The organism is Pelomonas parva, from assembly GCF_043555835.1.
GTDB classification, from domain to species: Bacteria; Pseudomonadota; Gammaproteobacteria; order Burkholderiales; family Burkholderiaceae_C; genus Pelomonas; species Pelomonas parva.
In genome coordinates this window covers 71,563-95,857 of the sequence record NZ_JBIGHV010000013.1, presented here as the reverse complement: position 1 = coordinate 95,857, position 24,295 = coordinate 71,563, and the positions used below count along the sequence as shown (strand labels likewise).

22 protein-coding genes and 1 pseudogene are annotated in these 24,295 nt (G+C 66.6%); 13 read left to right on the top strand and 10 right to left on the bottom strand.

The features are described 5' to 3' along the window. Window position 1 precedes the first annotated feature (1 nt). Window positions 2-595: a hypothetical protein gene (locus tag ACG00Y_RS26830; protein WP_394484379.1), complete on the bottom strand. Its 594-nt coding sequence runs from the start codon at window positions 593-595 to the stop codon at window positions 2-4. 99 nt (window positions 596-694) lie between these two features. On the opposite strand from ACG00Y_RS26830, the gene ACG00Y_RS26825 reads away from it, so the two are divergent. The 7 genes and pseudogenes from ACG00Y_RS26825 (at window position 695) to ACG00Y_RS26795 (ending at window position 7,539) form a co-directional block, all read left to right on the top strand. After that, complete coding sequence (locus ACG00Y_RS26825; RefSeq protein ID WP_394484377.1) at window positions 695-958, top strand: helix-turn-helix domain-containing protein; 264 nt, start codon at window positions 695-697, stop codon at window positions 956-958. Window positions 959-1,034: 76 nt separating this feature from the next. After that, window positions 1,035-1,385 (top strand): annotated as a pseudogene (locus ACG00Y_RS26820) (transposase domain-containing protein); the annotation flags it as partial. 34 nt (window positions 1,386-1,419) lie between these two features. Further along, window positions 1,420-1,941: a hypothetical protein gene (locus ACG00Y_RS26815; RefSeq protein WP_394484375.1), complete on the top strand. Its 522-nt coding sequence runs from the start codon at window positions 1,420-1,422 to the stop codon at window positions 1,939-1,941. Window positions 1,942-1,970: 29 nt separating this feature from the next. After that, window positions 1,971-2,306 (top strand): hypothetical protein, encoded by a 336-nt coding sequence (locus ACG00Y_RS26810; protein WP_394484373.1) that lies wholly within the window; start codon window positions 1,971-1,973, stop codon window positions 2,304-2,306. 268 nt (window positions 2,307-2,574) lie between these two features. Continuing rightward, window positions 2,575-4,383 carry a hypothetical protein gene (locus ACG00Y_RS26805; RefSeq protein ID WP_394484371.1) on the top strand — a complete coding sequence of 603 codons (1,809 nt, stop codon included), beginning with the start codon at window positions 2,575-2,577 and terminating at the stop codon, window positions 4,381-4,383. Then, complete coding sequence (locus tag ACG00Y_RS26800; protein ID WP_394484369.1) at window positions 4,380-5,837, top strand: transglycosylase SLT domain-containing protein; 1,458 nt, start codon at window positions 4,380-4,382, stop codon at window positions 5,835-5,837. The genes ACG00Y_RS26805 and ACG00Y_RS26800 overlap by 4 nt, the downstream gene beginning before the upstream one ends. A gap of 4 nt (window positions 5,838-5,841) precedes the next feature. Then, complete coding sequence (locus ACG00Y_RS26795; protein ID WP_394484367.1) at window positions 5,842-7,539, top strand: hypothetical protein; 1,698 nt, start codon at window positions 5,842-5,844, stop codon at window positions 7,537-7,539. A gap of 1,195 nt (window positions 7,540-8,734) precedes the next feature. Here ACG00Y_RS26795 and ACG00Y_RS26790 read toward each other — a convergent pair. From ACG00Y_RS26790 to ACG00Y_RS26775, 4 genes are all read right to left on the bottom strand, one after another. Further along, window positions 8,735-10,609: a hypothetical protein gene (locus tag ACG00Y_RS26790; RefSeq protein WP_394484365.1), complete on the bottom strand. Its 1,875-nt coding sequence runs from the start codon at window positions 10,607-10,609 to the stop codon at window positions 8,735-8,737. 517 nt (window positions 10,610-11,126) lie between these two features. Continuing rightward, the gene (locus ACG00Y_RS26785; RefSeq protein WP_394484364.1) at window positions 11,127-12,050 is read right to left on the bottom strand and encodes a nucleotidyl transferase AbiEii/AbiGii toxin family protein; all 924 of its coding nucleotides are present in this window, start codon (window positions 12,048-12,050) and stop codon (window positions 11,127-11,129) included. Next, window positions 12,047-12,793 carry a type IV toxin-antitoxin system AbiEi family antitoxin domain-containing protein gene (locus tag ACG00Y_RS26780; protein WP_394484363.1) on the bottom strand — a complete coding sequence of 249 codons (747 nt, stop codon included), beginning with the start codon at window positions 12,791-12,793 and terminating at the stop codon, window positions 12,047-12,049. The genes ACG00Y_RS26785 and ACG00Y_RS26780 overlap by 4 nt, the downstream gene beginning before the upstream one ends. 194 nt (window positions 12,794-12,987) lie before the next feature. Then, on the bottom strand, window positions 12,988-14,172 hold the full coding sequence (locus tag ACG00Y_RS26775; RefSeq protein WP_394484362.1) for a tyrosine-type recombinase/integrase: 1,185 nt from the start codon (window positions 14,170-14,172) through the stop codon (window positions 12,988-12,990). Window positions 14,173-14,539: 367 nt separating this feature from the next. Here ACG00Y_RS26775 and ACG00Y_RS26770 point away from each other — a divergent pair, with 367 nt between their 5' ends. Continuing rightward, window positions 14,540-17,125: a hybrid sensor histidine kinase/response regulator gene (locus ACG00Y_RS26770; RefSeq protein WP_394484361.1), complete on the top strand. Its 2,586-nt coding sequence runs from the start codon at window positions 14,540-14,542 to the stop codon at window positions 17,123-17,125. Window positions 17,126-17,143: 18 nt separating this feature from the next. On the opposite strand, the gene ACG00Y_RS26765 is transcribed toward ACG00Y_RS26770, so the two are convergent. Further along, window positions 17,144-17,689, bottom strand: coding sequence for a pyridoxamine 5'-phosphate oxidase family protein (locus tag ACG00Y_RS26765; protein WP_394484360.1), 546 nt, complete (start codon window positions 17,687-17,689; stop codon window positions 17,144-17,146). 192 nt (window positions 17,690-17,881) lie between these two features. On the opposite strand from ACG00Y_RS26765, the gene ACG00Y_RS26760 reads away from it, so the two are divergent. The 3 genes from ACG00Y_RS26760 (at window position 17,882) to ACG00Y_RS26750 (ending at window position 19,854) form a co-directional block, all read left to right on the top strand. Then, a complete protein-coding gene (locus ACG00Y_RS26760) occupies window positions 17,882-18,151 on the top strand; it encodes a hypothetical protein (protein WP_394484359.1) in 270 nt (89 codons plus the stop codon). Between the two features lie 87 nt (window positions 18,152-18,238). Further along, entirely contained in the window at window positions 18,239-18,976 is a 738-nt protein-coding gene (locus ACG00Y_RS26755) for a proteasome-type protease (RefSeq protein ID WP_394484358.1), read from the top strand. Next, on the top strand, window positions 18,973-19,854 hold the full coding sequence (locus ACG00Y_RS26750) for an alpha/beta fold hydrolase (RefSeq protein WP_394484357.1): 882 nt from the start codon (window positions 18,973-18,975) through the stop codon (window positions 19,852-19,854). Before ACG00Y_RS26755 ends, ACG00Y_RS26750 begins: the two co-directional genes overlap by 4 nt. Window positions 19,855-19,868: 14 nt before the next feature. Here the strand turns inward: ACG00Y_RS26750 and nadC are convergent, their stop codons facing one another. Next, window positions 19,869-20,732 carry a carboxylating nicotinate-nucleotide diphosphorylase gene (gene nadC, locus ACG00Y_RS26745; protein WP_394484356.1) on the bottom strand — a complete coding sequence of 288 codons (864 nt, stop codon included), beginning with the start codon at window positions 20,730-20,732 and terminating at the stop codon, window positions 19,869-19,871. Beyond that, the gene (locus ACG00Y_RS26740) at window positions 20,732-21,430 is read right to left on the bottom strand and encodes a fumarylacetoacetate hydrolase family protein (protein ID WP_394484354.1); all 699 of its coding nucleotides are present in this window, start codon (window positions 21,428-21,430) and stop codon (window positions 20,732-20,734) included. The genes nadC and ACG00Y_RS26740 overlap by 1 nt, the downstream gene beginning before the upstream one ends. Here ACG00Y_RS26740 and ACG00Y_RS26735 point away from each other — a divergent pair. Then, window positions 21,429-22,322: a septal ring lytic transglycosylase RlpA family protein gene (locus ACG00Y_RS26735; RefSeq protein WP_394484352.1), complete on the top strand. Its 894-nt coding sequence runs from the start codon at window positions 21,429-21,431 to the stop codon at window positions 22,320-22,322. The genes ACG00Y_RS26740 and ACG00Y_RS26735 overlap by 2 nt on opposite strands. On the opposite strand, the gene ACG00Y_RS26730 is transcribed toward ACG00Y_RS26735, so the two are convergent. Beyond that, complete coding sequence (locus tag ACG00Y_RS26730; RefSeq protein WP_394484351.1) at window positions 22,319-22,852, bottom strand: peroxiredoxin-like family protein; 534 nt, start codon at window positions 22,850-22,852, stop codon at window positions 22,319-22,321. The two genes, ACG00Y_RS26735 and ACG00Y_RS26730, sit on opposite strands and share 4 nt — an antisense overlap. 104 nt (window positions 22,853-22,956) lie before the next feature. Here ACG00Y_RS26730 and ACG00Y_RS26725 point away from each other — a divergent pair, with 104 nt between their 5' ends. Next, window positions 22,957-23,538: a TetR/AcrR family transcriptional regulator gene (locus tag ACG00Y_RS26725; protein WP_394484349.1), complete on the top strand. Its 582-nt coding sequence runs from the start codon at window positions 22,957-22,959 to the stop codon at window positions 23,536-23,538. Here the strand turns inward: ACG00Y_RS26725 and ACG00Y_RS26720 are convergent. Then, on the bottom strand, window positions 23,535-24,275 hold the full coding sequence (locus ACG00Y_RS26720) for an SDR family oxidoreductase (RefSeq protein WP_394484347.1): 741 nt from the start codon (window positions 24,273-24,275) through the stop codon (window positions 23,535-23,537). The two genes, ACG00Y_RS26725 and ACG00Y_RS26720, sit on opposite strands and share 4 nt — an antisense overlap. Window positions 24,276-24,295 lie beyond the last annotated feature (20 nt).

Below are 24,295 nucleotides of genomic sequence, written 5' to 3'. Positions count from 1 at the left end.
GTCACGCGGCTTGCTGGGAGGCAGGCGCCTCCATGGCGCGAGAACGGCGCAGAGCCGTCTCGAATCTCAGCTTGGGGAGCCCCTGGAGCTGGCGGTCGGCGTTTTCGAGGGCGTGCATGAGGAAGGCAACAGCGGCACCCTCGTCCGCGAACGGGGCTCGGCGCTTGATCGCGCGGGTGAGGCTGGCCTGCAAGCGTTCAGCAGTCGCCGCAGCGGACAGAAGCGCGGCACGGCGCCGTGGACCAAAGGCGCTTGCGGCATGAGGATCGCTACACGCCGACCAAGCGACAGCATCGGGATAGGTCGCCCTGCAGTCCACGCCGCCTTCAGCGGAAATCGCCATAATGTGCTCGATACCGCGGTCGTGCAGTTCATGGGCCACGCTCAGCGCAGGCACTTGCGCAGACCAGGCGCCCAGCAGCTCGTACTGGTCCCCCTTGAACAGACCTAGAGCCCATCGCCAGCGGGATTGCTCCACGACGCCGTCACGTCGGACGGGCAAGGTGAGAGTCTTGAACTCTGCGAGGACGTACCTGCAGCAGAGTGGTTTGGAGAGCGCGGCTGCGCGGCTCGGCTCTTGGGAGTTGGCGGTCATGACGGCTTCCGTTCGCGGGGCGAAAACGCATTTTCAGAATAGACTGTTTTCGTCTATTTTTCCATACCGATCAAGGTGTCGGCCGTTCCCCCACGGCCGATGCAAAAGAATCTCCACACCCAAGACCAACTGCTGCTCCGAGAGCTTCTGGTTGAGTTGCGCAACGCAGCTCAGCTGACACAGGTAGATCTTGCAAAACGCCTGGAGTGGGAGCAAACGCACGTAAGCAGAGTCGAGCGGGGCGTGCGCCGCTTGGACGTACTGGAGCTGCGCCGCTGGGTTAATGCCATGGATGTGTCGCTCCCCGACTTCGTGGCGCTTTTTGAGCAGCGACTGGAAGCGCATACGCCTCCCCGTCTTTAACGGCTTCAGAAGGCTTGACGCCGCACGACATAGCCAGTTAGCCCAGCTCTGGCTGCAGGGTGTGCTGACCCACGTCTCGACGAAGTCGGAGCTGGCCAAGGCCGCCCGCTACAGCCTGGCGCTGGAAGGCGTTGACGCGCTACGCGGACGACGGCCGGATCGAGATCGACAACTCGGCCGCCGAGCGCGCACTGCGCGGCGTGGCGCTCGGGCGCGGCAACTACCTGTTCATGGGCTCGAACGCGGGTGGCGAACGCGCGGCGTCGATGTACAGCTTGATCGAGACCGCCACGCTCAACGGGCTCGACCCCGAGGCCTATCAGCGCGCGAGGTGCTGGAGCGGATCGCCGACCATCCGGTGAACCGCATCGACGAGCTGCTGCCGTGGTCGACCACAGCGCAGCACACGCTTGCACGCGCTGCCTGAAGTCCAGCGGCCGCGGCGCTGGCAACATTCATCCATGGCTGAAGACGACAACGCCTCGCGCATGGTCGAGGCACTGCAAGACGCGCCGAGCATGCAGCTCTACCAGATGCGCGCGCTCATCGATGTGCTGCTGGACGACCCCAAGCGCCAGATGGCGGCGCGCATGAAGCTGCACCTGGGCCAAGCCGTGCAGTTCATCGACCATCGCACCGGGCAGATCCGGCACGGCAAGCTCATCGCGCGGCACGACAAGCAGGCGACCGTGCTCGAAGAAGACGTGCGCCGGACCTGGAAGATTCCGTACGTTGCGATCGACACCCTCGCGACTGAACCCGGAGTGCAGGCCTACGAGCCGCCGCCGGAGCCTGCGGCGCAGACGGCGAACGCCGCCTTAAGGTTGGCGACAAGGTCACCTTCGACGACGCCAAAGGGGCGGCGCTGGTCGGCATCGTCACCCGAGTCAACCGTCGCACCGCGACGCTGCAAGCCATGGACGGTCGCAACTGGCGCGTTGACTTCGAACTGCAGCGCCACGTCCTCGACGTTTAAAGGCTGATACTGCCTGCAAGCTTCCACTCCTATGACATGAACGACGACCTTCCACTCAGCTCAAACGGTCCCGCGTACACGACTGAGCAAGCGCGGGACGGCGTTCCACTGAGCTACGTCGGCGAGAAGCTGGCGAATGCGATTGAGGCATTGAACAGTCATGCCAGGCGGCACCCGGAGCAGCTGGACGAGCTCTTAACAACCATGCATTACCTGCTCGTGGCGCACCTCGGGCTGAACAACATGTTGGCCAAAGCCAATGACCGGACTCTGGCAGTACGAATGCTCAGTGCCGACCTCGACGAACTCGATAGGTGGCTGCAACTGGTACAGCGTGAAGGTGACGTTCAAGGGCTCGCGAACGTCGAATAGCTGAAAGGCAGTCCGCTGACTTGCGGTCAAGAGGGTGGTGACACCACGCTTACCAGTCGGATGGCATGGAGCGCACTGTGGCGGCATCGTCAAAGATGTGGATGGCGCGCCCTGCGCGGCTTCCTAGCATCCAGGCCGTAATGACAAGTCAGTCGGGAGCTGGGCCATGGCGAAAAGAACAAGGCATGCGGCAGCGCTGGTCGCGGCCGCGCTTGTAGTTGCGGGCTGCGCCGGCACGCCGTTTGTTGAAGACGCCCGAGCGCCCGCCGTGCACCATTTGCAGCGCGCGCCGGCAGGGCCACCCGGCACGCTCAACTACGCGATGAGCTATGCCGACGCCACCTACGACGGCTACCGCGCCAAGCTGCGCGAGGAGCTCGAGCGCAGCAACCAGCTGGGGCAGGGCCTGTTGACGCTGAGCACCTTGGCAGTGGGAGCCGCCATTGGCAACGCCCACCGCGATGTTCTGATCACGGCGGCGCTGGGCGGCGGGCTGGCGTATCAGCTCGGCACCTGGAACCAAAGCTCCGACCGACTGGACGTCTACCTCGAAGGCATGAAGGCCATGGCGTGTGCCAAGGCGGCGGTGGCTCCGTTGAGGCTGAGCGAGGCGGCTCGAAATGAGATCGTCGCTGCGGAGCAGGCCGTGGGCATAGCCACCACGCCTGTCGCCGACGCCTTGGCCGATACGGTGCGCTGGCTCAACGTGGCGATGGCGAGCCAGACGCCTGACTCCGAGACCGCGCAGACAGCACGCGCCGAGATCGCCGAAACGGCCGCACTCTTCACACGGCTGAACGAGTTGCACCAGCGCTCTGCCAGCCTACGCCAGAACGCAGACGGCGCTGGAGCCATGCTGGAGGCCCGCATCGACGAGATGCGCAGGCAGATCGACGTCGCCATCAAGTCCCGGCAAGCCACATTGGCCTCGCTGCCGCAGCAGATCGGCGCGATCGCCAGCTACGCCAACACCATCGTGCCGGGCCTGCAGTTGGACACGGCATTCCAGACCCGCGTCGCGGCGATCAAGAGCCAACTGCCAACGGGCTCCGGGCAACAGTCCACCGCACAATTCGCCCGGGACAACAAGGCGCGTGACGCCGCTCCGGCCCCTTTGGAGCCGCGTGACCACCTGGCCTCCGCGCTGGGCCGCCTGCAGGCCAAACGCGCGCTGCTGGCCATTCAGGCTGCCAGGCTTACGGGCACCACCGACCGTGCCACCAACCGCGTGAAGGAAGACCTCGCCGGCTGCAACGTGGACGCCACCAAGCTGGCGGTCAACATGCGGCTGGCCCGCACGCAGATCGAGTTCACTGCCGGACAGTCGAAGCAGTCGCGCGTGCCGATCATCGGCGGCACCCAGCAATTCACCGCCACACCTGTGGACACACCCATGCCCGGCCTGCTGTCGGTGATCCAGCCGGGCGCAAGCGAAGTGCTGATCATTGCCGACACCACTACCGTGGCCGGCACCTACCAGATCAACGTGCAGGACGCAGCGCAGAACTCAGCGTTACTGACACTGACCGTGCTGCCAGCCGCCGCTGCCACGCCGGCAACCCCCACCACGCGGGAATGCACAGGCAGCGGCTGGTCCAACCGCACGCTGGCCTGCTTCGTGCAGCATTCAGTGGGCACCAAAGCCACGGGCACGAAAGACGCCAGCACTTGCGAGGCCTTCATCAAGAAGTTCCCCGACAACCTAGGCGTGCTCGATGACAACGGGCGCGCTGCGGTGCTGGTCGCTGAGAAGCTCGACGCCAAGGCCAAGGATGCCGAACTGAAGGCCGTTCTGGGTCCTTCGGTGATCAAGGAGTGCGGCATTACGACTGACACTTCGGAGCGACTGCGCTCGCCGGCCCCTGCAACGCCCGGCATCGGCGCGCGCACCATCTTCGAGAAGCGCCTCGGCCCTGACGAGATCCGCATCATCAGCAAAGGCCTGGAGATGAACCCGCCCGTCTCGGAACTCAACGACGAGTTCCGCCGTGGCCTGGGCAGCTACCAAAAGCGCCACGGCCTGGCCGACACCAAAGGCACGCTGCCCGAAGACCTCGCCAAGTCCTTCCTGAAATGAGCACCGACACCTCCCGGGCTCAAGGCGGCAGCCCCATCCGCAACGCCGCCTTCGACGACATCATCGGCACGCTGGGCTGCGTGGTGCGCTCGCTGCAAGACCCCACCCAGCGCTTCGTGCTGAGCGCCTCGCACGTGCTGAACCCGGGCGGCTTCGGGCGCAATGGCGATGCGGTAGAAGCCAAGATCAACGGCGAATGGAAGAAGATTGCCGAGCTGGTCGACTGGACCAGCCTGCGCGACCGCAGCGGCTCGGTGCACCGGCAGGACGCCGCCATCGCCCGCATCACCGCGCCCGAGCTGGTAGACGCCAAAGTGATGGGCATCGGAGTACCGGCCGGCGTGGCGCATTGGGTGTTTGAAGGCAAGCGGCTGCTGACCTGCGGGGCCACATCGCGGCAGGTGGTGCGGTCGCTGGTGCATTCGGCCGAAGCCACGGCTCCGGTGTACTACGACGACTGGGCGTCGGCAGGCAGCTATGCCCTGCCCTTTGAAGACCTCATCCTCTACGGCCTGCAGCAAGGTGCCTGGGAGCCCGCCATGCAGCCCGGCGACAGCGGCGCTCTGGTGCTGGACGAGCGCCAGCTGGCCGTGGGCCTGCACATCGCTCGCACCGACGATGCATACCCGGTGCGCACCAGCGTGTGCACGCCCATTGCCGGCGTGCTGGAAGCCCTGGGCGTGTCGCTGGAAACCGCGTCGTCCGCCACCGCCCTCACACCCAGCACGGCTGCTGCCGCTGCGGCCTCGGGCAGCGCCCCCTCCGCGTTACCGCAAACGGACGCCGACACGCTGAGCGACCGCAGCCGGCAGGACTTCGGCGTCTCGGTGATGCCGCAACTGCAACTGCACCGGTTGCGCGGCAGCGCGCGCTGGCAGCTCACCGCTGACGGGCTGGTGGTCAATGGCCGCATCGACCGCACGGGCGGCCGCCTCGTCACCGTGCCCCGGGTATGCCGGGAGTTCGGCCCCGCCATCGAGGCCGCCGCCAAGGAGTTCGATGTACCCATCGAGCTCATCATTGCCACCATCTGCACCGAGAGCGGCGGCGACCGCAACGTGCCCTCGCGCCCCGAGTCCAACAACCGCATGTCCGTAGGCGTGATGCAGACGCTGATCGGCACGGCGCGCGAAGCCCTACGGGACGACTCCATCAACGAAGAGAAGCTGCGCGACCCAGCCTTCTCCATCTGGGCCGGCACCGCCTACATCGCGCAGCAGCGGCGCATCACCACCTACGACCCACCGCTGGTGGCCTGCGCCTACAACGCCGGCGGCCTGCACCCGGACGATGGCGTCGACAACCGCTGGGGCCTGCGCCAGTACCCCATCGGCACCGGTGCGCATGCCGACCGTTTTGTGCAGTGGTTTAACGACTGCTTCGCCACCTTCAGCGGCGGCCTGGTCGTCCCGCCCAACGACACGCCCAGCCTGTGGCGCCTTTTCTGGGGGTGAGCCCGTGACGACTTCAACACCCGCCCTCCGCCTGCTGCTGGCTGCAGCCCTGTTGTGCGTCGCGCTGCCCGCCGCTCATGCTGCGCCCGACCCATGCGCGCCCAGCGTCACCCTAGCCAAAGACCAGGCCTTGACCATGGCCGTGGACATGACGGGGGCCCGCGCCTGGCTGGAGGGCAGGCTGGAGCGCCCCCTGGTGCTGCCTGCCTCCGCACTCGGCGGCGCGGCCGATGCCGACCGCCTGGCCGCCAACACCCTCGTGAACGGCGTGGCGCTTGGGCGCGGCTTGTTGCGCGACGACCAGGCCACGCTGCGCGCCGAGGCAGGCGCAGGCCCTGTGGTGCTGGCCGTCCAGGATCGGCGCTTCACAGCCCTCGTAGACAACGGTGTGGCACGCGACGCCGACGGCCGGCCCCTGCCGGCCAGCCCCAACCTGGAAGGCTTGTCCGACATCGAGATCGGCGCGGGCGCCGTCCTGGAACGCAAGCCCAACGGCCAGGTGGCAGTGCAGCCCGGGGCGGTGCTCACCTGGCGAGACCCACAAGGCACCCAGCCCCTCAAGTTCTTCCTCGAACGCCCGGCGCGCTTCGCCGAGATCGTGCCCGCCGCCACGGCCCAGGTGGTGCGCATCTCTCCGGCCCTGGTGCCGCACGGCGGCAAGCTTGACCTGGCGCTTGAGACCGACCGGCTCGGCCCCAACGACGCGCCGCCGGTGTTCTGCCTGCAGGTGGGCTCGCGCAAGATGCCGCTGACCGGCCGCTTCAGCAAACAGGAGGGCAAGGCGCTGCATTTCGAGCTGCGCGTAGAGGGCGATGAGATGCAACGGCTGCTGGAAGACAGCGACTGGCTCAGCCGCATTCGTGGCGTGCCGGCCAGCATGCGCACTATCGTCAACCAGGGTGGCCGCCCCGTGCTCGACGCCGAGGCCACGCTGCACCTGAGCAGTTGGAAGTGGTCCACCGCGGTCGGCCTTGGCGCCGTGCTGGCGCTACTGGTCATCTGCATGGTGTGCATGCGGGCAGGCCCCGCGCGCGCCGTGGCGGAGCTGATCGAGCACGAGTCGGGCCGGCTGAGCCTGTCCAACCTGCAATTTCTACTATGGACGGTGGCCGCCTTTTTCGCGCTGGTGTTCACCTGGCTAAGCACCGACACGTTGCTGTCGCTGACGCCAGTGCTCGGGCTGCTGGGCATCGCCGGCACCAGCAGCGTGTTGGCCCGTGGTGTGGAGCGGGGCGCGCCCGACCCGACGCCCGTGCCGGCGTCCGAACGGCTGAGCTGGCGAACGCTGCTGGTGGGCAGCGATGGCCGCGTCGAACTGCTGCGCTTCCAGATGTTGGCCTTCACGCTGTTCGCGTGGTGCTACTCGCTGTACTCCATCATCAAGAGCAACGGCTTCCCGCAGCTGCCCGACAGCCTCTACTGGCTGATGGGCATCAGCAACGCGACCTATGTGTCAGCCAAAGTGCCCGACATGATGGCCGCCAACCGCCAGGCCGCCGAGAACCCCGCGCCCGCCACGCCCCCCGCCGACGCCCTGCCCGCCGACCAGGTGCGCCGCCTGCAGAACAAGCTCGGCGTGGCCCAGACCGGCGTGCTCGACGAAGCCACGCGCACCGCCGTGGCCCACTACAAACAGCAGAACGACTTCTACCCCGCCGACGGCAAGGTGCTGCCGGTGCTGCTCAAGCACCTGGGTGTTTGAAGGCTAAGCCTGCGGACGCGGCAACCGTCAGCTGGGCAGTTCCTCCTGGATCGCCGGTTGGCGGCGAGGTACTCTTGGTGAGTGAATGGGCCGAGCGCGAGACGCTGACGCGGCCCACAGCCACGCGGCTTTCGTGGCGGTGGCCGCGTCGCTTTCTGAGCTGGTGCGCCGAGCATCCCGATTGCGCCTCCACCCTGCCCGCAGAACCGCGCCAAGGCCAAGGTCGTACGTGAGTTAATGGGCAAAGGTGAAGGAGGACCTTGCAGCGCGAGCAACTGGCGGCCTGTCGGCAACCCTGCTGCTCGTCGACACGCGGCCTAGCGAGTGGCTGGCGCTGCGGTGCGAAGACCTCAATTGGAAGTGGAAGGACCCCACCATCCGCGACAAGGTGAAAGGCGCCAGCGAAGTTCCGCTGACCCAGTACGTGACGTACGTATTTAGCGCCCGACTTCAAGATGACCTGGCAGGACGAATACCCAACAGGAGCGCCGCGCTCTATGGCCGGTCTTGGCGGGAACGGCCGTCAGATATTGAACCGCGAACGACTCAGATCAGCCTGGAGGCTACATCCGCTCAGCGGACGGCTGTTTTGCAGCGGGTGCGGTCCTCCGCTTTGCAGAACTCGACGCCCGCAAGCGGTCGCTCAACGTTTGAGCCGAGGAGGCGAAACAGGATCACCGTCCTGCGGCGGCCGAACGCGACGCCGGCCAAACTGACGCCGTCGCACTACGTACTTGGGCGCGATGTCGATCGGGCCCGCGGACCGCTCCCCTGGAATATCGCAGACATAACAAAGGCTGTAGTGGCTCCCAGCAGGCTTACGCAAAACGTGACAACGCTCTTGAATATCGGCCCCGCTCTCAGCGAACCTCCGCCATCCGCAACAAGCATGGCGATAGTGACGCCAAGCACAGCGACCACTAGTACGGGAGGACCAACAACAACCCATGTTGGTAAGTGCTGAGTCGCGTTGTCTAGATCGCGAGGCGGACTTGCCAGAAAGCGAAAGGCAATCGTTAGTTGAGCAATGAACGTTGGAATGACAATTTGGAAGGCGCTAGTTGCGTCATCATCGGATACTGGGAGATAGCGAGTTTCTTTGAAAATTAGTATATATGCTCCAAGAAGCGCTGTTGTGACAAGAAAAAACAGTCCCAGCCAATTTCGAGCGGTGTTCGGATTCACGCACTTTCTCCTAGTCTGTAACGGTAGTAAAGGCGCGCAGACGCTCCGTAACTCGTGACAGAGCGCGAGCAACCGCGCGTTGCACTTCGTCGTTGTATGCGCGATATTGGGCGGCGGTCGGTTCGGTGTAGGTGCCGTTGCGTCCAACAGATATCTGCAGCGCATGAGAGACTGTCAGGTATATCTGATCGTCGGGTCCCCAACTGTCTTTGCCCGCCGCGCGATCACGAAAATGAACAGTCGCCAGCGGCACAAAGTTTGGCGCAGCCCAAGCTGTCACCGTATAGGTGGAGAGTTCGTAGTACGGTCCGGCAAGCCCGCTTAATACCCGACTTTCTTCGAAAGTTCTCTGTAGCCTTGCGCTCCCCTTGCGAGGTACGGTTGGTGACGCCAGCTTCGCTGCAATTGGTTCGCCGCTTAGCTCGGCGACGACTTCTGCTGCCAAGTAGTCTACAGCGAACGCGACGCAGCCCGTGTGTGGATGACACCTAGAGAGATTTAGAACCCTCCCTTCAAATGGCTCGCTTACGCCGCCAGCGGATTCGTCAGGCTGTTCTCTGACTATCTCCTCCGCGTAAAGGTAGAGCGCGCGATTGGATAGTATCGCTATTGGCCTTACACTTCTTAGTGGAGCCGAGACGGGGATCCCCACTGCATCAACGAGTACACTCGCCTCCGCCCACAAGGTGATTGGTCGCTCGACGCCAAGTAGGCCGCCTTTCCAGTACGCTGGCTGAAGGTTGAATGCTGATGCCGTCTTCGGATCAGTTACATCAAAAGCTCGCACATAGTTCGCCAATCTGTCTTTGGCGTCAAAATTTGGCAGCGGCACTTCAGGGTTCATTTGCCGCTTGATGCGGCGATACAGCTTGCTTGTCTCGATCGCCTTCAGGGTGTTGGTGACGGCCAGTCTTGCTTCGTCGGGTACGCGAAATAGCTTGTAGTGGTACCCCCATTTGTCTGGGAGAGTGTATTCAGTACTCCAAGCCTTTGCCCAGACGTCACCCACTGGCGGGTAGAACCAAATATATTTGCTGACTTGATTGCCATAGTCATCGCGAAGATCTAGATCCCTGAGTTTATGTTCGTCGACAACCGGAGGGCCTGGGAAAACATCCGGCGACCCTGGTGGGGTCGAAGTCTTGTCGCGCTCGATTGCGGAAACGACATCGTTGACCACGAAATCACCACTGCGCATTGTCTGGAGGTCGGCGGAGCAGGCTGTCGCCTTTTTATCGACGCCAAAAGAAGGCTTGTTTGGAGGGCGAACAAAAAAGCCAATCGGCTTATGTTCGATCCAACTAGCGCACAGCGCAGGAAATTCAAGCGAATCCAACCAATTGGCTACAATCGCAGCGGTTCTGGTTGGCACCTCCAACACAACGCCATTTTCTGTATATAATGTCGCGCAGTTGCAATCATACTTGCGCGCCGAGTTGTTCTTATTTAGATTGCAAGCCTTCAACGCCGCTTGCTCGGCCTCTTTCGGCGTCGACGCTGCGGCAGCGAATCCTCTTGCTTTGATCACGGAGAAGCCGGCGCCGTTCTCGTCGACCGTGCCGAGTGCAACTCGTCGCCGCGAGAGTTGCGGAATCTGGCCCCAGTCGACGCAGACTGCCCCACTCTTGTAGCCTTGCGCCTTGAGGTATTTTGTGGTGTTTGTTGTCTTGCCTTGAAAGTAGGAAGTGGTCGAAAGGTACTCGCGCGCCACTTGGTCCTGCAGGTGTCGCCTCGCCCAGGATAGAGACTTTTCTGATGGTGGAGCGCGACCTTCGCGTTGATCAACTGCACCTCGCGCGGAATCGTCTCCTGCCGATGTTGCACCAACAAGCGACATCATCATGAGGGCGACGATGCGCGGTATGGGCAAAGTGGAGAGGTTCATCGGCCGAACTCCGGGAGGCGAGATATAGAGCGATGACCTGCGCATTGCAATCTATTTTCTTGCTTGTGCTGGCGATACCCATGGGCGCATCTTGGTCAAAGTATGCTGTGGGGCATCCTGTGCACCCGGAACGAGACCGCTAGTCCCTCTCTCTGATTTCAGTCGGCCTCTCTCAGGATGGCATCCTCAAAACTGTGGAAGGGTAGTCTCTTTGCATCTGCAGGTACTTCAGGTGCCGCGCCGACGTGGCGACGACCGTTACCAGCACCCACGCGATCAAGATGGGCAAAGGTGCAAAACGCAGCCCATCGGACGCACTGCCAACGTTGGGATACTGCAAGACAGCCGTTGGCGAACTTCCGCTGTCAGCCTGAAGCTGACATCGCGCCACCAGCGGCCGGTAAGCGTCCGCCGCACTCGCCCTCAAAGCAACCGGACGGAATGTGCCGTGCATGCGCAAGACGAAAGGGGCAAGTGCCCCCTGCCTGGCGGCGCAGTCACGCTTGGCAACTGCGGCTCATCCCCGCGCAGTCGCGAGGCGACTGGTCAGCTCATCGTATTGGAACTGGAACTTTGGCGCGTTCCTCTTCAGCCGGCTGAGGTTCGACAACTTCCACTGAAGGGCCGGCAGCTGCCTGAGATGGGCGTACGGGAGCAACGACCAATCCGGCTCCGCTCGTACCATGGAGCGCAGGAAGTCGCAATGCCGGGGCAGCAGCTGGCGCGGAAGCTCTTCCAGCATGCGCCGTCGTGTCGACAGCAAATCATCAAGCTCGACGGCTTCCATCGTCATGCCCTCGAACTCCGCCTTGAACACGTCCGCAAGCGGCTTCTCGTTGGGAAACAACACCTCATGGGTTGGACGGTTATGGCCCGCCAGGTAAACCACGAAGCAGTCCAGCAGCGGTTCTTCCCAGCCATGACTTTCGAGCATCAACTGAACGTCGAATAGGTCCCGCGGATGCTGGCGATCCAGTGCCGCCACCAGCTTGCTGCCGTATAGCTCGGCATCGGCAAGGACTGGGACCTGCATGTCCGCGGCAAACATTTGCTGGGCCGCAGGCGTCAGCGAGCGGCGCGTCGGATCCATCACCGTGCCACGAAAGACGAAGTTGACCTCGACCTTGACCTCCGCGTCGGCGCTCCGGACGAACAGCTTTGCTTCGGTGCCATCCTTGTTCTTGCGGAGTTCGACGTCGTACCCCATTGCCCTGACTCGCCCTTGTGCGGCGGCGAGTTCGGCGCCGATTTTCAGTAGCGCATCCTCGCGCGGAAGATCGTAGGGAACGAAGACCACGTCGATGTCTACGGACAGGCGCGGCATGTCCTGGACGAAGAGGTTGAGCGCAGTGCCCCCCTTCATTGCAAAGACGGGCGTCTCGAGGACGGCCGGTGCGATGTCCAGCAGCAACTGGACTGTTCGAACGTATGCGTCGTTCACGTCGGCCGCTTCAGGTTGAGCCGCTCACCGGACTTGGTGGTGGACACCCAGCGACTGCCTCCGCCCAGGCGCTCACTGTGTTTGCGCGCAAGGCCAGCCCAGGACAGCCCCAGCTCCTCAGCCAGAGCATGAGCCAGCCTTGCGACCTTGATCCGCTTGAGATGGGCGAGAAGCTCTTCCAGTACGGGCTGGCGCAGCGTTCTTGCGCTCTCGACCAGGTGACGTGCCTCCTCGAGTTCCTGCCCCTTGCCCACGTCGCTCAACAATTCGAGCAGTGCTCGTTCGGAGGTGGAGACGAGCACGTCAGACCGCCCCCCAGGCAATGCGGCCAAGCCGACATTGGCCGGCAGTCCTGGATCGAAGAGATGGGTCGCCTGGTAGTCCGCCGGGAAGGACGACGTGAACCAGGTCGGCAGCGATACCGACTTGTCGCCCCAGAGGATCAGTCGATCTTTGACGGCGAGGTTGTGCCGCACCCCTCGCCACGCAAGCGCAGTTTTCCCGCCGACATGCAGGCCAGGTATCGACTCCGCCAAGCGTGCCAAGCTGGCATCACGGCCCAGTTGATCCCCCGGAAGGATGTAGACGCCATGCCCGAGGCGCTCAAGCCAGCCGTCCTGCGCAAGCCTTGACACCTGCTTGGCGGTCAATCCACGCGCCTGCAGCCATGCGCTCGGCATCGGCGAACCTCGCGGCACCTCCGGCAGTAGCTCGCGGAATAGAAAGGATGGAGAAGTTCCCATTTAAAGGACATTTTACGGATTTCTCTATTCCGTCGCCATGCTGAATCGACGAGCGAGCCGCATCTTGAGTTCAAGTCGCCGCCTGCCTGAATGCATATAAATACCTGCAATATTCCCGCCAAGCGGCCAGCATGGCAACATTTCTATGCTGGCAGACTGCAGTGGTACCGCAGACCCGGCGGATGCTGGACAGCCTAAAGAACGAGTTTCGCGAGCGCCTCCGCCGCGTGATCGGCGCGCAGGTGCCCGTAGTGCTTCTCGATCATTTCCACGCTCGTCCCACTGAGCTGCGCGACCGTCAGAAGGTCGAGGCCGCCGACAACCAGATCCGTGATCGTGGAATGTCGAAGGGTGTACAGAACCGTCCCCGCTGGCAGGCCCGCCGCGGCCGCTGCAGCCTTCATGGGCTTCTTCCAGGCGTCCTTGTTCCAGGCACCTCCACCAGCACGGGCGAACAGAGGTGCCGCCGGCAGCTTGTCGGTCGTCAATCTCGCGAGGATGCTTGCGGTGGCCTTGGGAAGCTTGATCCTGCGATCCTGCCCAGCCTTGTCCTTGCCGATGCTGAGCACGCCGTTCTTCTTGTCGAGGTGCCCGACGGTCAATGCAGCGAGCGCGCCAGGCCGCAGAGGGAGATGGGTCATCCCCTTCACGAACTCGACAAACTCTTCGTCCACGCAACCGATGAGCTTGCGTCGTTGCTCACGGTCGAGGTACACGGTGCGGCGACCGTCCGCGCCTTTCGTGGGACGCAGAGCCACACGCCAGGCCGTGTCCGTCGTGACGTCGTCCATGTCATGCGCGTAGTTGAGCGCCGCGCGAAGCGCCGCACAGTCACGGTTCACCGATGACGCCGCACGGGTGCGTGTTCGAGGATTCTTGGCGCGAGGATCGATCACAACTGGGGTTGCCGCCAGTTCTGCGCGCCACGTCTCGACTTGGCGTCGAGTAAGTTTGGTGACCGCGACCCGCCCGATAGGTGCGTCGTCCACCCAGCGAGCGAATCGAGCTTGCAGGTCATCCGCTGTGTCGTCGCCCTTGCCTGCCGTCGCCCGTACGTGCTTGACGTAGTTCTCGCATACCGCCTTGACCGTCGAAGCCACAACAGCGCCGCCTCGGCCAAGGTGAGTAAACCACTGCTCTGCCTCCTTCTTCGCGGCGTCGTAGCGCTGGGCCAGCGGCAGCTTCGAAAAGTCTCCCAAGCTGGTCTTGGCGCGATGACCAGTTTCAGGGTCCCTGTACCTCGCGTACCAAGCTCCGACGGACCCTGCTGTGAGCTTGCGATATCCGAGCATGCAGCCGCCGGCAAGCCTGACCCAATAGGGCTCCGACCTCGGCTTCGCCCTGGTCCGCGCGTCGACGGTATCGATCTTGGCACCCATGCTTTCCTCCACTTCAGAAGGCACCTTCCATTGTGGGCCAAAGTGGGCCAAAAGTGGGCCAAACGTCTATGGATTTCCTGGGACGGCGCGGGACGTTTTCATAGGAGAAATTGAAATTCGAGCATGCTCACTTTCTCCCAGTACCCTGCCCTCCGAAGGCAGGGGTTGTTGGTTCGATCCCAACCGGGCGCACCAGATGCAAAAAGCACTTGGCTTCACGGTCAAGTGCTTTTTTCATGTCCGCCTGCGACCGCTTGCCGAAAGCTTGATGAAACGGCGGCCTTGCGAGGGCCGCCGCCGAGGTGTTCAATCGGCATCGACAACATAACGAATCGCCTGCAGGCAGCAGGTGGCGCAGGGAGAGTCGATGCGAGACCGGACCGAGGCGAACCCGCCGCGCCCTGGCAGGCGACAGCCCTGGCGCCTGCTGCGGACTTGCGCCGCCTGGCTGACACGGCGGTTCAGCACACCGCTGGGGGAACTGCGCCGGGCCAACAGGCTGTACGAGGCGCTGCTGCGCACCAACCATGCGTTGGTGCGCAGTGGCGACCTGCACAGCATTGCCGGCGACATCTGCACCGCGTTCGTCGAGTCGGGCAACGCGGTGCTGGTGGCGGTCATCAAGGCCGATGCCGGGCGCGCCGCCGTGCTGGCGGGCGCCGGCCCCATCGACGCGGTGTTTGGCGCCGCTGCGCAGGGCTGGGACTACCTGGACCCGGCGGTTGAACACCTGCCCGTCCCAAAGGCGCTGCGCAGCGGCACGGTCGTCATCTGCAACGACTATCTCGCCGTGCAGGCGCCGCCGTCCATGCGGGAGCGGGCCATTGCGCACGGCGTGCGGGCGGTGGCGGTGTTCCCGCTGTTCCGCGACGGGCAGCTCTGGGGCGCGTTGCTGTTCCAGACCGACCGGCCAGGCTGGTTCGGCGCCAGGCGTGAGGAGCTGCTGCAAGGACTGGCCGACGACTTCTCGCTGGCGCTGGACCAGCAGACACGCCAACAGCAGCAGCAGCGGGCCGAGACGGCGCTGCGCGAACGCGACCGGCAGCTGGAAGGCATCGTCGAGACCGCGATGGACGCGGTCATCACCATCGGCGCGGACCAGCGCATCCGCGTCTTCAACGCGGCGGCCAGCCGCATCTTCCGTCTGCCCGCCGAGGCGGCGCTGGGCCAGCGGCTGGACCGCTTCCTGCCGGCGGCAGCGCGCGCCGGCCACGAGGCGCATGTGCAGTCCTTCGCGCGCGACGGCGCCACGGCGGCCCACCGCATGGGGCGGCTGCGCCAGCTCAGCGGCGTGCGCGCCGACGGCAGCGAGTTCCCCATCGAGGCCTCCATCGCCCGCCATGGCGAGGGCCAGGCGGTGCTGATGACGGCCATCGTGCGCGACATCAGCGACCAGCGCGCCGCCGAGCAGGCCCGCCAGGCGCAGCTGGCTGCCGAGGCCGCGAGCCAGGCCAAGAGCGTCTTCCTGGCCAACATGAGCCACGAGATTCGCACGCCGATGAACGCGGTCCTGGGCTTCACGGACCTGGCGCTGCGCACGGCGCTGACACCGCTGCAGTCGGGCTATCTCAGCAAGGCGCGCGTGGCGGGCGAGACGCTGCTCGGCTTGATCGACGACATCCTGGACCTGTCCAAGATCGAGGCCGGCAAGCTGGAGCTGGAGCAGGCCGAGTTCGAGCTGGACGCGCTGGCCCAGGCGCTGCAGGTCATCGTCGGCCAACGTTCCGAGGCCAAGGGCCTGAAGCTGCAGGTGACCCTGCGCGGCGCGCCGCCCGGGGCCGTCGTCGGCGACCTGCAGCGCCTGCGCCAGGTGTTGATCAACCTGGCGGGCAACGCCGTCAAGTTCACCGCAGCCGGCGAGGTCACGGTGGACATGCACTGCACGCCGGTCGACGCCACGTCGCTGAAGCTGCAGTGCCGGGTCGTCGACACCGGCATCGGCATGACGGCGGAGCAGATGCAGCGCCTCTTCCAGCCCTTCTCGCAGGGCGACGCCGCGATGAGCCGCCGCTTCGGCGGCACCGGCCTAGGGCTGGCCATCAGCCGCCAGCTCGTCGAGCTGATGGGCGGCTCCATCGCGGTGAACAGCACGCCGGGCCAGGGCAGCAGCTTCCACTTCACCGTTCGCCTCGGCCGCAGCGACCGATCCCTTGCGCCGATGCCGGCGCCGCCGGTAGCGGCCGAGCAGGCCTTGCTACGCCTGGCCGGCCGCCGCGTGCTGCTGGTGGAGGACAACGAGGTCAACCAGGTGCTGGCCGGCGAGCTGCTGCGCAGCGTGGCCGGCGTGGCGCTGGACATCGCCGGCAGCGGCGCCGAGGCCATCGCGGCCATCGCCCGCGAGCGATACGAGCTGGTGTTGATGGACGTGCAGATGCCCGGCATGGACGGCTACGAGACAGTGCGCCGGCTGCGCGCCGACCCCGCCAACCGGCTGCTGCCCGTCATTGCGATGACGGCCCATGCCAGCGACAGCGATCGGCGTGACTGCCTGGCCGCCGGCATGAACGATTTCGTCACCAAGCCGGTTCACCCCGACCTGCTGTTCCGCGTCATGGCCCGCTGGCTCGGTAGCGGCACGGCCGACCTGCCCGGCGAGCCGGGAGCGCCGGTGTCCTTTGCGGCCGGCCTGCAGCACTGCTTCGGCCGCGCCGAGCTGTATGAACGGGTCATCGACCGCTTCCTGCAGTCCTATGGTGGGCCACTGGGGCTGGAGCAGGCACTGGAGAGCGGTGACCACGAGGCCGCTGCCCTCCTGCTGCACGGGCTGCTGAGTTCAGCCAACTCGGTCGGTGCCGTGCCTCTGGCCACCCAGGCGCGGACGCTGGCCACTGCGCTGCGCGAGCAGGACGCGCAAGACCTGGCCCCGAGGCTGGCGCAGTTGCGCCGGCAGCTTGACGCCACGTTGCAGGCGCTGGCTGCGTGGCGCCGTGGCGAGCGCGGCACCTGCGACTGACCTCCGGCCAGACAGAGCTCAAAAGCTGAGCCGGCCGTGCACCCCGTCGTCGGTGCGCTGGCCGGCGATGGCGCCGAACAGCATCTTGATGCCCGCGATGGCGGTGCCGTGGCGGTTGTCCCAGTACTCGCCGCCGGTTGGGTCGACGCGCAGCACGCTGATGCGCGGGTCGTCCTCGCCCTCGGTGAACCAGGCGCGCAGCTTGGGCGTCCAGAGGCGGTGGATGGTGGATTTGTCCAGCACCTGCGTGGCGGTGCCATCCAGCCGCAGGTGCCCACCGTTGTCGCCCTCCTTGAAGAACAGCGTGACGCGCGGGTCGCGGTCGAGCTCCACGTTCTTGAAGCTGTCGATCTCCGTGAAGAACCACAGCGTGCCACCGTCCTCGACTTCGATGACAGTCATCGGCCGCGAGTGCAGCTCCGATGACAAGTCGCGGGTGCAGAAGAAGCAGCTGTCGCCGGCGCTGACCAGGTCGGCAATCTTGCGTGCGGCAGCAGGGCCGCTGAGGTTCTCTTCGCTGTTCGCATCGTTGTCAGGCAAACGGGTGCGGATGTCGTCTTGCATGTCGGGCTCCTGGTTGCGGTGGCTGCACAGACTAGAGACTGCCGTGCGGCGCAGGTGTCGGCCGGCACGACGCGTCGCTGTCGGCTCCGGCCGCCTCCAGTCCTACAGGGGCATCGGCAAGCGCCGATGGGCAGGGAGGTCGCTTGCTGGGCAAATCATCGGGCGCGAGCGCCGCGCCAAAAGGAGCACGCCATGCAATGGAACTTTCTCGAGCACCGCCGGTTGTTGAAGATCGCCACTGCCACGACGATGATGATGTCGTTGATCGCCTGCGGCCAGCCGCCGCAACGGCCAGCAGCGCCGCCGGCGCCCACCGCAGCGCCTGCGCAGGCCGGCGGCAGCAGCAGGCCGGACCCCACCACGCCGCCGCCCCTGCCGCCACCGGCGTCGGCGGCCGCAGCTCCCGCCTTTCCGCCCGCCTCGGGTCCGGCGCCTCTGCCGGTGCCTCACCCCACGCATTGAGACAACGCGCTGTGCCCGGCGGGCACAGGCCGGGGCAGGAGGCCCACTGGCCATAATGGCCAGCTCAAGCTATTGGGACCTCCCACCATGACTTACTGCGTCGCGATGCGTCTGCGCGCCGGCCTGCTGTTCGCCTCCGACACCCGCACCAACGCCGGCATCGACCACATCGCCAGCTTCCGCAAGATGTACCAGTTCCAGATCCCGCACCAGCGCGAGATCGTCGTGCTGACGGCGGGCAACCTGGCCACGACGCAGTCCGTCATGTCGGTGCTGAACCAGCGCCTGCATGGCGACGGCGAGCATCTGCTCAACGTACCGTCGCTCTACGACGCGGCCGCGCTGCTCGGTCGCACGCTGAAGGAAATCATTGCCCGCGACAGTCACGACTACAACGGCGGCGTCGACTTCGGCGCCAACATGCTGATCGGCGGCCAGATCCTGGGCGAGGGCCCGCGCCTCTTCCACGTCTACCCGCAGGGCAACTTCATCGAGGCGACGGAGGACACGCCGTACTTCCAGATCGGCGAGAGCAAGTACGGCAAGCCCATCATCGACCGCGTCGTCCGCTACGAGACAACGCCGCTGGACGAGGCCGCCAAGTGCACGCTGGTCAGCTTCGACTCGACCATCCAGTCCAACCTGTCGGTGGGCCTGCCCATTGACATGCTGATGCTGCGCGCCAACCAGTTCGAGATGGCCATGAAGCCGCCGCACCGCATCGGCCGCGACGACCCCTACTTCCAGGCGCTGCGCGCGGGCTGGAGCGAGGGGCTGCGCCGGGTGTTCGACAACCTGCCGAACGAGCCCTGGTTCGACGAATGATCCTTGAACCCTGGGCGCACGCGTCGCCCGTCACGGGCACCGTGCTGCGCGGCTGGCGCACACCGCCCAGCGGCCGGCCGCTGCTGCACTTCCTGCACGGCAACGGCTTCTGCGGCCGCGTCTACGAGCCCTTGCTGCTGGCGCTGGCGCGCGACTTCGACCTCTGGCTGTGCGACGCGCCAGGCCACGGCGACAGCGACGCCACGCCGCGTTTCGCGGGCTGGAACCGCTGCGCCGAGGCGGCGCTGGACGCCTTCCAGGCCGGCCGCGCCGCCTATGGCGACGTGCCGCTGATGGCCGTAGGCCACAGCTTCGGCGGCGTGCAGACGGCGCTGCTGCTGGGCGCGGCCGGCCAGCCGTTCGGCCGGGCCGTGCTGCTGGACCCGGTGCTGTTCCCGCCGCCCATGCTGCTCGCCGCCCAGATGATGGGCCGCGCCGGCACCGGCCTCGTCAACCCGCTGGCCCGCGCAACCAAGCGCCGCCGCCGCGAATGGCCCAGCCGCGAACACGCCCGCGAGAGCCTGCGTGGCCGCGGCACCTACCGGGGCTGGGACGAGGCGGCGCTGGACGCCTTCGTCACCCACGCGCTGCGCGACAGCCCCGACGGCACGGTACGGCTGAAGTGCGCGCCGGAGCTGGAGTCCACCATCTTCAGCACCATGCCCGACCAGTTGTGGAGCCGGCTGCGCCGCATCCCCGTGCCCACGCTGCTGCTGCACGGCGACAGCACCATGCCCTTCGTGCGGACCGGCTGTGCCCGGGCCCATGCCCACAACGCGCCGCATGTGCATGTGCAGGTCACGACCGGCGGGCATTGCTTCATGCAGGAGCACCCGGCCGACGCGGCGGCCCGGGTGCGGGCGCATCTGCTGGGTTGAACCAGCCGGCTTGCTCAGACCGGGCCCAGCACCCGCATCGAGTAGTCCACCGCGCGCAGGTCCTTCGTCAGCCGGCCGATGGAGATGCGGTCCACGCCGGTGGCGGCGATCCCCCTTAGCTGCCCAAGCTCGACGCCGCCCGACACCTCCAGCAGCGCGCGGCCGGCATTGACGGCCACCGCCTCGCGCATCTGCGCTTCGCTGAAGTTGTCCAGCAGCACGCTGACGGCACCGGCGTCCAGTGCCTCGCGCAGTTGCTCGAGGGTCTCGACCTCGATCTGGATGTCCACTCCCGAGTTCAAGGCCTGCGCCGCACGCAAGGCGAGACCCACACCACCGGCGGCGGCGATGTGGTTCTCCTTGATGAGGATGCCTGCGTACAGCGCCAGCCGCTGGTTCTGCCCGCCGCCCACGCGCACCGCGTACTTCTGCGCCAGGCGCAGGCCGGGGATGGTCTTGCGCGTGTCGAGGATGGCGCAGCCGCGTGGGTTGGCGCTGGCGCCGGCCACCGCGTCGACATGGGCGCGCGTGATCGTTGCCGTGCCGGACAGCAGCTGCAGGAAGTTCAGCGCCGGCCGCTCGGCACTCAGCAGTTGCCGGCCATCGGCTTCGATGCGGCAGACGATGCTGTCAGCCGTCATCTGCGCGCCTTCGTCGTAGAGCCACTCGATGCGGCTCGTCGCGTCCAGCGCCGCGAACACGCCGTCGAACCAGTCGCGGCCGCACAGCACGGCCTGCTCGCGCACGCGCACCTGGGCCGCCACGCGACGGCCGGCGGGCACGAGCTGGGCCGTCCAGTCGCAACGGCCGATGTCTTCGGCCAGCGACTCGCGGATGTTGCGCGCGCGGGCCTGGTCCAGCGTCTCTTCGTCGAACATCACTCGGCCTGCCCCACCGTCAGCGTGATCTCGCCCAGGCCCTCGATGCGGCCCGTGATCACATCGCCCGGCACGACCGCGCCCACCCCCGCCGGCGTGCCCGTGTAGATCAGGTCGCCCGGGTGCAGGTGATACAGGTGCGACAGATTGGAGACGATCTCCGCCTGGCTCCAGATCATGTCGGCCAGGTCGCCGCGCTGCTTCTCCACGCCATTCACGCTCAGCGTGATGGCACCCTTTTCCAGCAGGCCAACCTCGCTGACGCGGGCGATGTCGCCAAGGATTGCTGACTGGTCGAACCCCTTGGCCGTGTCCCAAGGCTTGCCACCGGCCTTGGCTGCGGCCTGCAGGTCGCGGCGCGTCATGTCCAGGCCGGCGGCGTAACCCCAGATGGCCGCGCGGGCCGCGTCGGGCGTCACGCGGAACACCGGCGCGCCGAGGGCGATCACCAGTTCCATCTCGTAGTGGTAGTTCTTGGTCTCGCTTGGGTAGGGCACCGTCGAGCCCGACGCGGTCAGCGCCGTGGCCGGCTTGGTGAAGTAGAACGGCGGTTCGCGCGTAGGGTCGGCGCCCATCTCGCGGGCATGATCGGCATAGTTGCGGCCGACGCAGAAGATGCGGCTGACGGCGTAGCGGGCGTCCGTGCCGCGCACGGCGGCGCTGGGCGTCTCGACTGGAGGGAAGACGAAGTTGCTCATGGCATGGCATAGCCGATGTAAACAGACCGCGCAGCATACTGGGCTGGCCCTCGCGCTGGCCCTGTTGGCCCTGCTGTCCGGCTGCGCCAGCAGCCCGACGGCCAGTGACCGCGACGGCCCGGAGGCCAACCCGCCCGCCAACCTCACCCAGGTGCCGGACGCTGTGCCGCGCCTGGAGGCCATCCGCATCGGCGGGCCCAACAAGCCCTATGTGGTGCTGGGCGAGCGCTACGTGCCCATGGCCAGCGACGTCGCCTATGCCGACCGCGGCCTGGCCTCCTGGTACGGCCGCAAGTTCCACGGCCGCCAGACGGCCAGCGGCGAGATCTACAACATGTACGCGATGACGGCCGCGCACCCGACGCTGCCCATCCCCAGCTACGCCCGCGTGCGCAACCCGGCCAACGGGCGCGAGATCGTCGTGCGCGTCAACGACCGCGGGCCCTTCCACAAGGGCCGCATCATCGACCTCAGCTACACGGCAGCGCTCAAGCTGGACCTGCTGCGCGGCGTGGCGCCGGTGGAGGTGCGGCGCATCACCTACGCGGAGATCCGCGCCGGCAACTGGCAGAAGCCGACGGGTGAGCCCCCGCCCGTCTTCGTGCCCGACACGCCGCCCGGCGCGCCGCAGCGCGAGACGACCGCGGTGATCGCCGGCGGCGGTTACTGGCTGCAGTTCGGCGCCTTCACCAAGCTGGACGCCGCCGAGAGCCTGCGCCAGCGCGTCGCCGAGGCCGACCTCAGCCTGTTGCCGCTGCTCACCGTCGTGCGCGAGGCCGGCCTGCACCGGCTGCGCGCCGGGCCGTTCCCGAACGCCGACGAGGCACGGGCAGCGGCCGCCCGGCTGCGCGACGAAGGTGGCGTGGAGTCGACGCTGGTGGAGAAGCGCTAGCCACGGCCCAGCCGTGCCCTCAATTCGGCGATGGGCAGGTGGTCGCCCAGGTGGCGACCGTAGTGGGCGACGGCAATGCGGCCGTCGGCATCGATGAGGAAGTCCGCCGGCGTGCGGTCGATGGGGCCATCGACCCGGCCCGGCAGGAAGCCCGCCGCCATCGCCCGCACCGCCCCGGCCAGCGTGGGCCAGCGCAGCATCGCGGCCCAGCTTCGCTCCACGCCATAGCGGCGGTACAGCGCCAGCGCCGGGTCGGCCACGAGCGGGAAAGGCGCCTGCTGCTGGCCGACGTGGCGGCCGATCGTGGCGGCGTCCGACTGGAAGACGCCCACCAGCACCAGCCCCAGCGCCGCCAGTTCCGGCGCCGCCTCGCGCAGGTCACGCACGCGCAGGTTGCACAGCGGGCAGGACGCGTACCGATAGAACGACAGCAGCACCGGCCGCCCCCGCCAGTGCTGCAGCGACACCGGCCGGCCGAAGACATCGACGGTCTGCACATCGGGCGCCGGCTGCCCCGCTTGAAGTCGCATGATTGCTCCATTTGGACGATCGACCAAGCATATCAGGACAATCGTCCAAATCGGCGGCGCAACAAGCTGCCGGCGCCGTCCCGGCTGCTACGATGAACAGCGTCATGACTCCCCCGCCCGACACCGCCCAGACCGGCAGCGACCGCATCGTGGCGGCGGCATTGCGGCTGTTCGAGGAGCGCGGCTACGCCTCCACCTCGCTCGCCGACGTGGCCGCCGAGGCTGGCATGCTCAAGGGCAACCTGGCCTACTACTTCGCGACCAAGCCGGCGCTGCTGGACGCCGTGCTGCGCAGCCGCCAGGCCGAGCTGGAAGCCGCCCTGGGCGCGGGCCAGCCCCACGACGCTGCGCCGGCGGCGACCATCGAGCGCCTGCTGGCCTATGTGGACGCTCAGGCACCTGTGCTGGCGGCCTCGGGCTGCCCCGTCGGCAGCCTGTCCACCGAACTCGGCAAGCTCGACGCCCAACTGCACCAGCACGCGGCCGGGCTGCTGCTGGGCCTGCTGGGCTGGCTGCAACTGCAGTTCGCCCGCGCGCTGCCGGCGCCGGCCGCCCGTGAGTGCGCCGAGCACCTGCTGGCCGTGCTGCAGGGCGCCGCCGTGCTGGCTCAGGCCAGCCGCGACCCGGCGGTCATCCGGCGCCAGGTGAGCGCCAGCCGCGCCTGGCTGGCCGTGGTGCTGGGCTAGCGCCCGCCCGCCACGTCCACCATCGCCCCCACCGTGTAGCTGGCCGCGTCGCTGAGCAGCCAGGCGATGGCCTCGGCGATCTCCTCGGGCCGGCCCAGGCGCTGGATGGGGATGGTCGCGGCCGCGCCGCTGGCGTCCATGCCGCTGTTGGCGTGGATGTCCGTCTCGATGATGCCCGGCCGCACCCCGTTGACGCGGATGCCCTCGGTGATCAGCTCGCGCGCAAGGCCCTTGGTCAGCGTGTCGATGGCGCCCTTCGTGGCCGCGTAGTCCACATAGATGCCGGCCGAGCCGAACTCGGCCGCCCGTGAGCTGAGGTTGACGATGGCCCCGCCCAGGCCGCCACGCGCGGTGCTCATGCGCTGTGCCGCCTGCTGGCAGCACAGCAGCGTGCCGATGACGTTGACATCGAACAGGCGGCGCCAGCGCTCGGGCGACATGGCCTCCAGCCGCGCGGCCGGAGCGACGATACCGGCGTTGTTGACCAGCCCGGCCAGCCGGCCTCCTTCGGCGTCCAGGCACTCGAACATCGCGGCCACCTGCGGCTCGTCGGCCACATCCGCCTGCACGGTCAGCGCACGCCGGCCGAGCCCGCGCACACGCGCCGCCAGCGCCTGCGCCGCGGCGCCGTCCTGCGCGTAGTTGATGGCCACGTCCCAGCCCGCCTGTGCACAGCGCAGCGCGGTGGCCGCACCGATGCCACGCGAACCTCCGGTGATCAATACCCAAGCCGACATGGGCGGCATTGTGGCGTTGT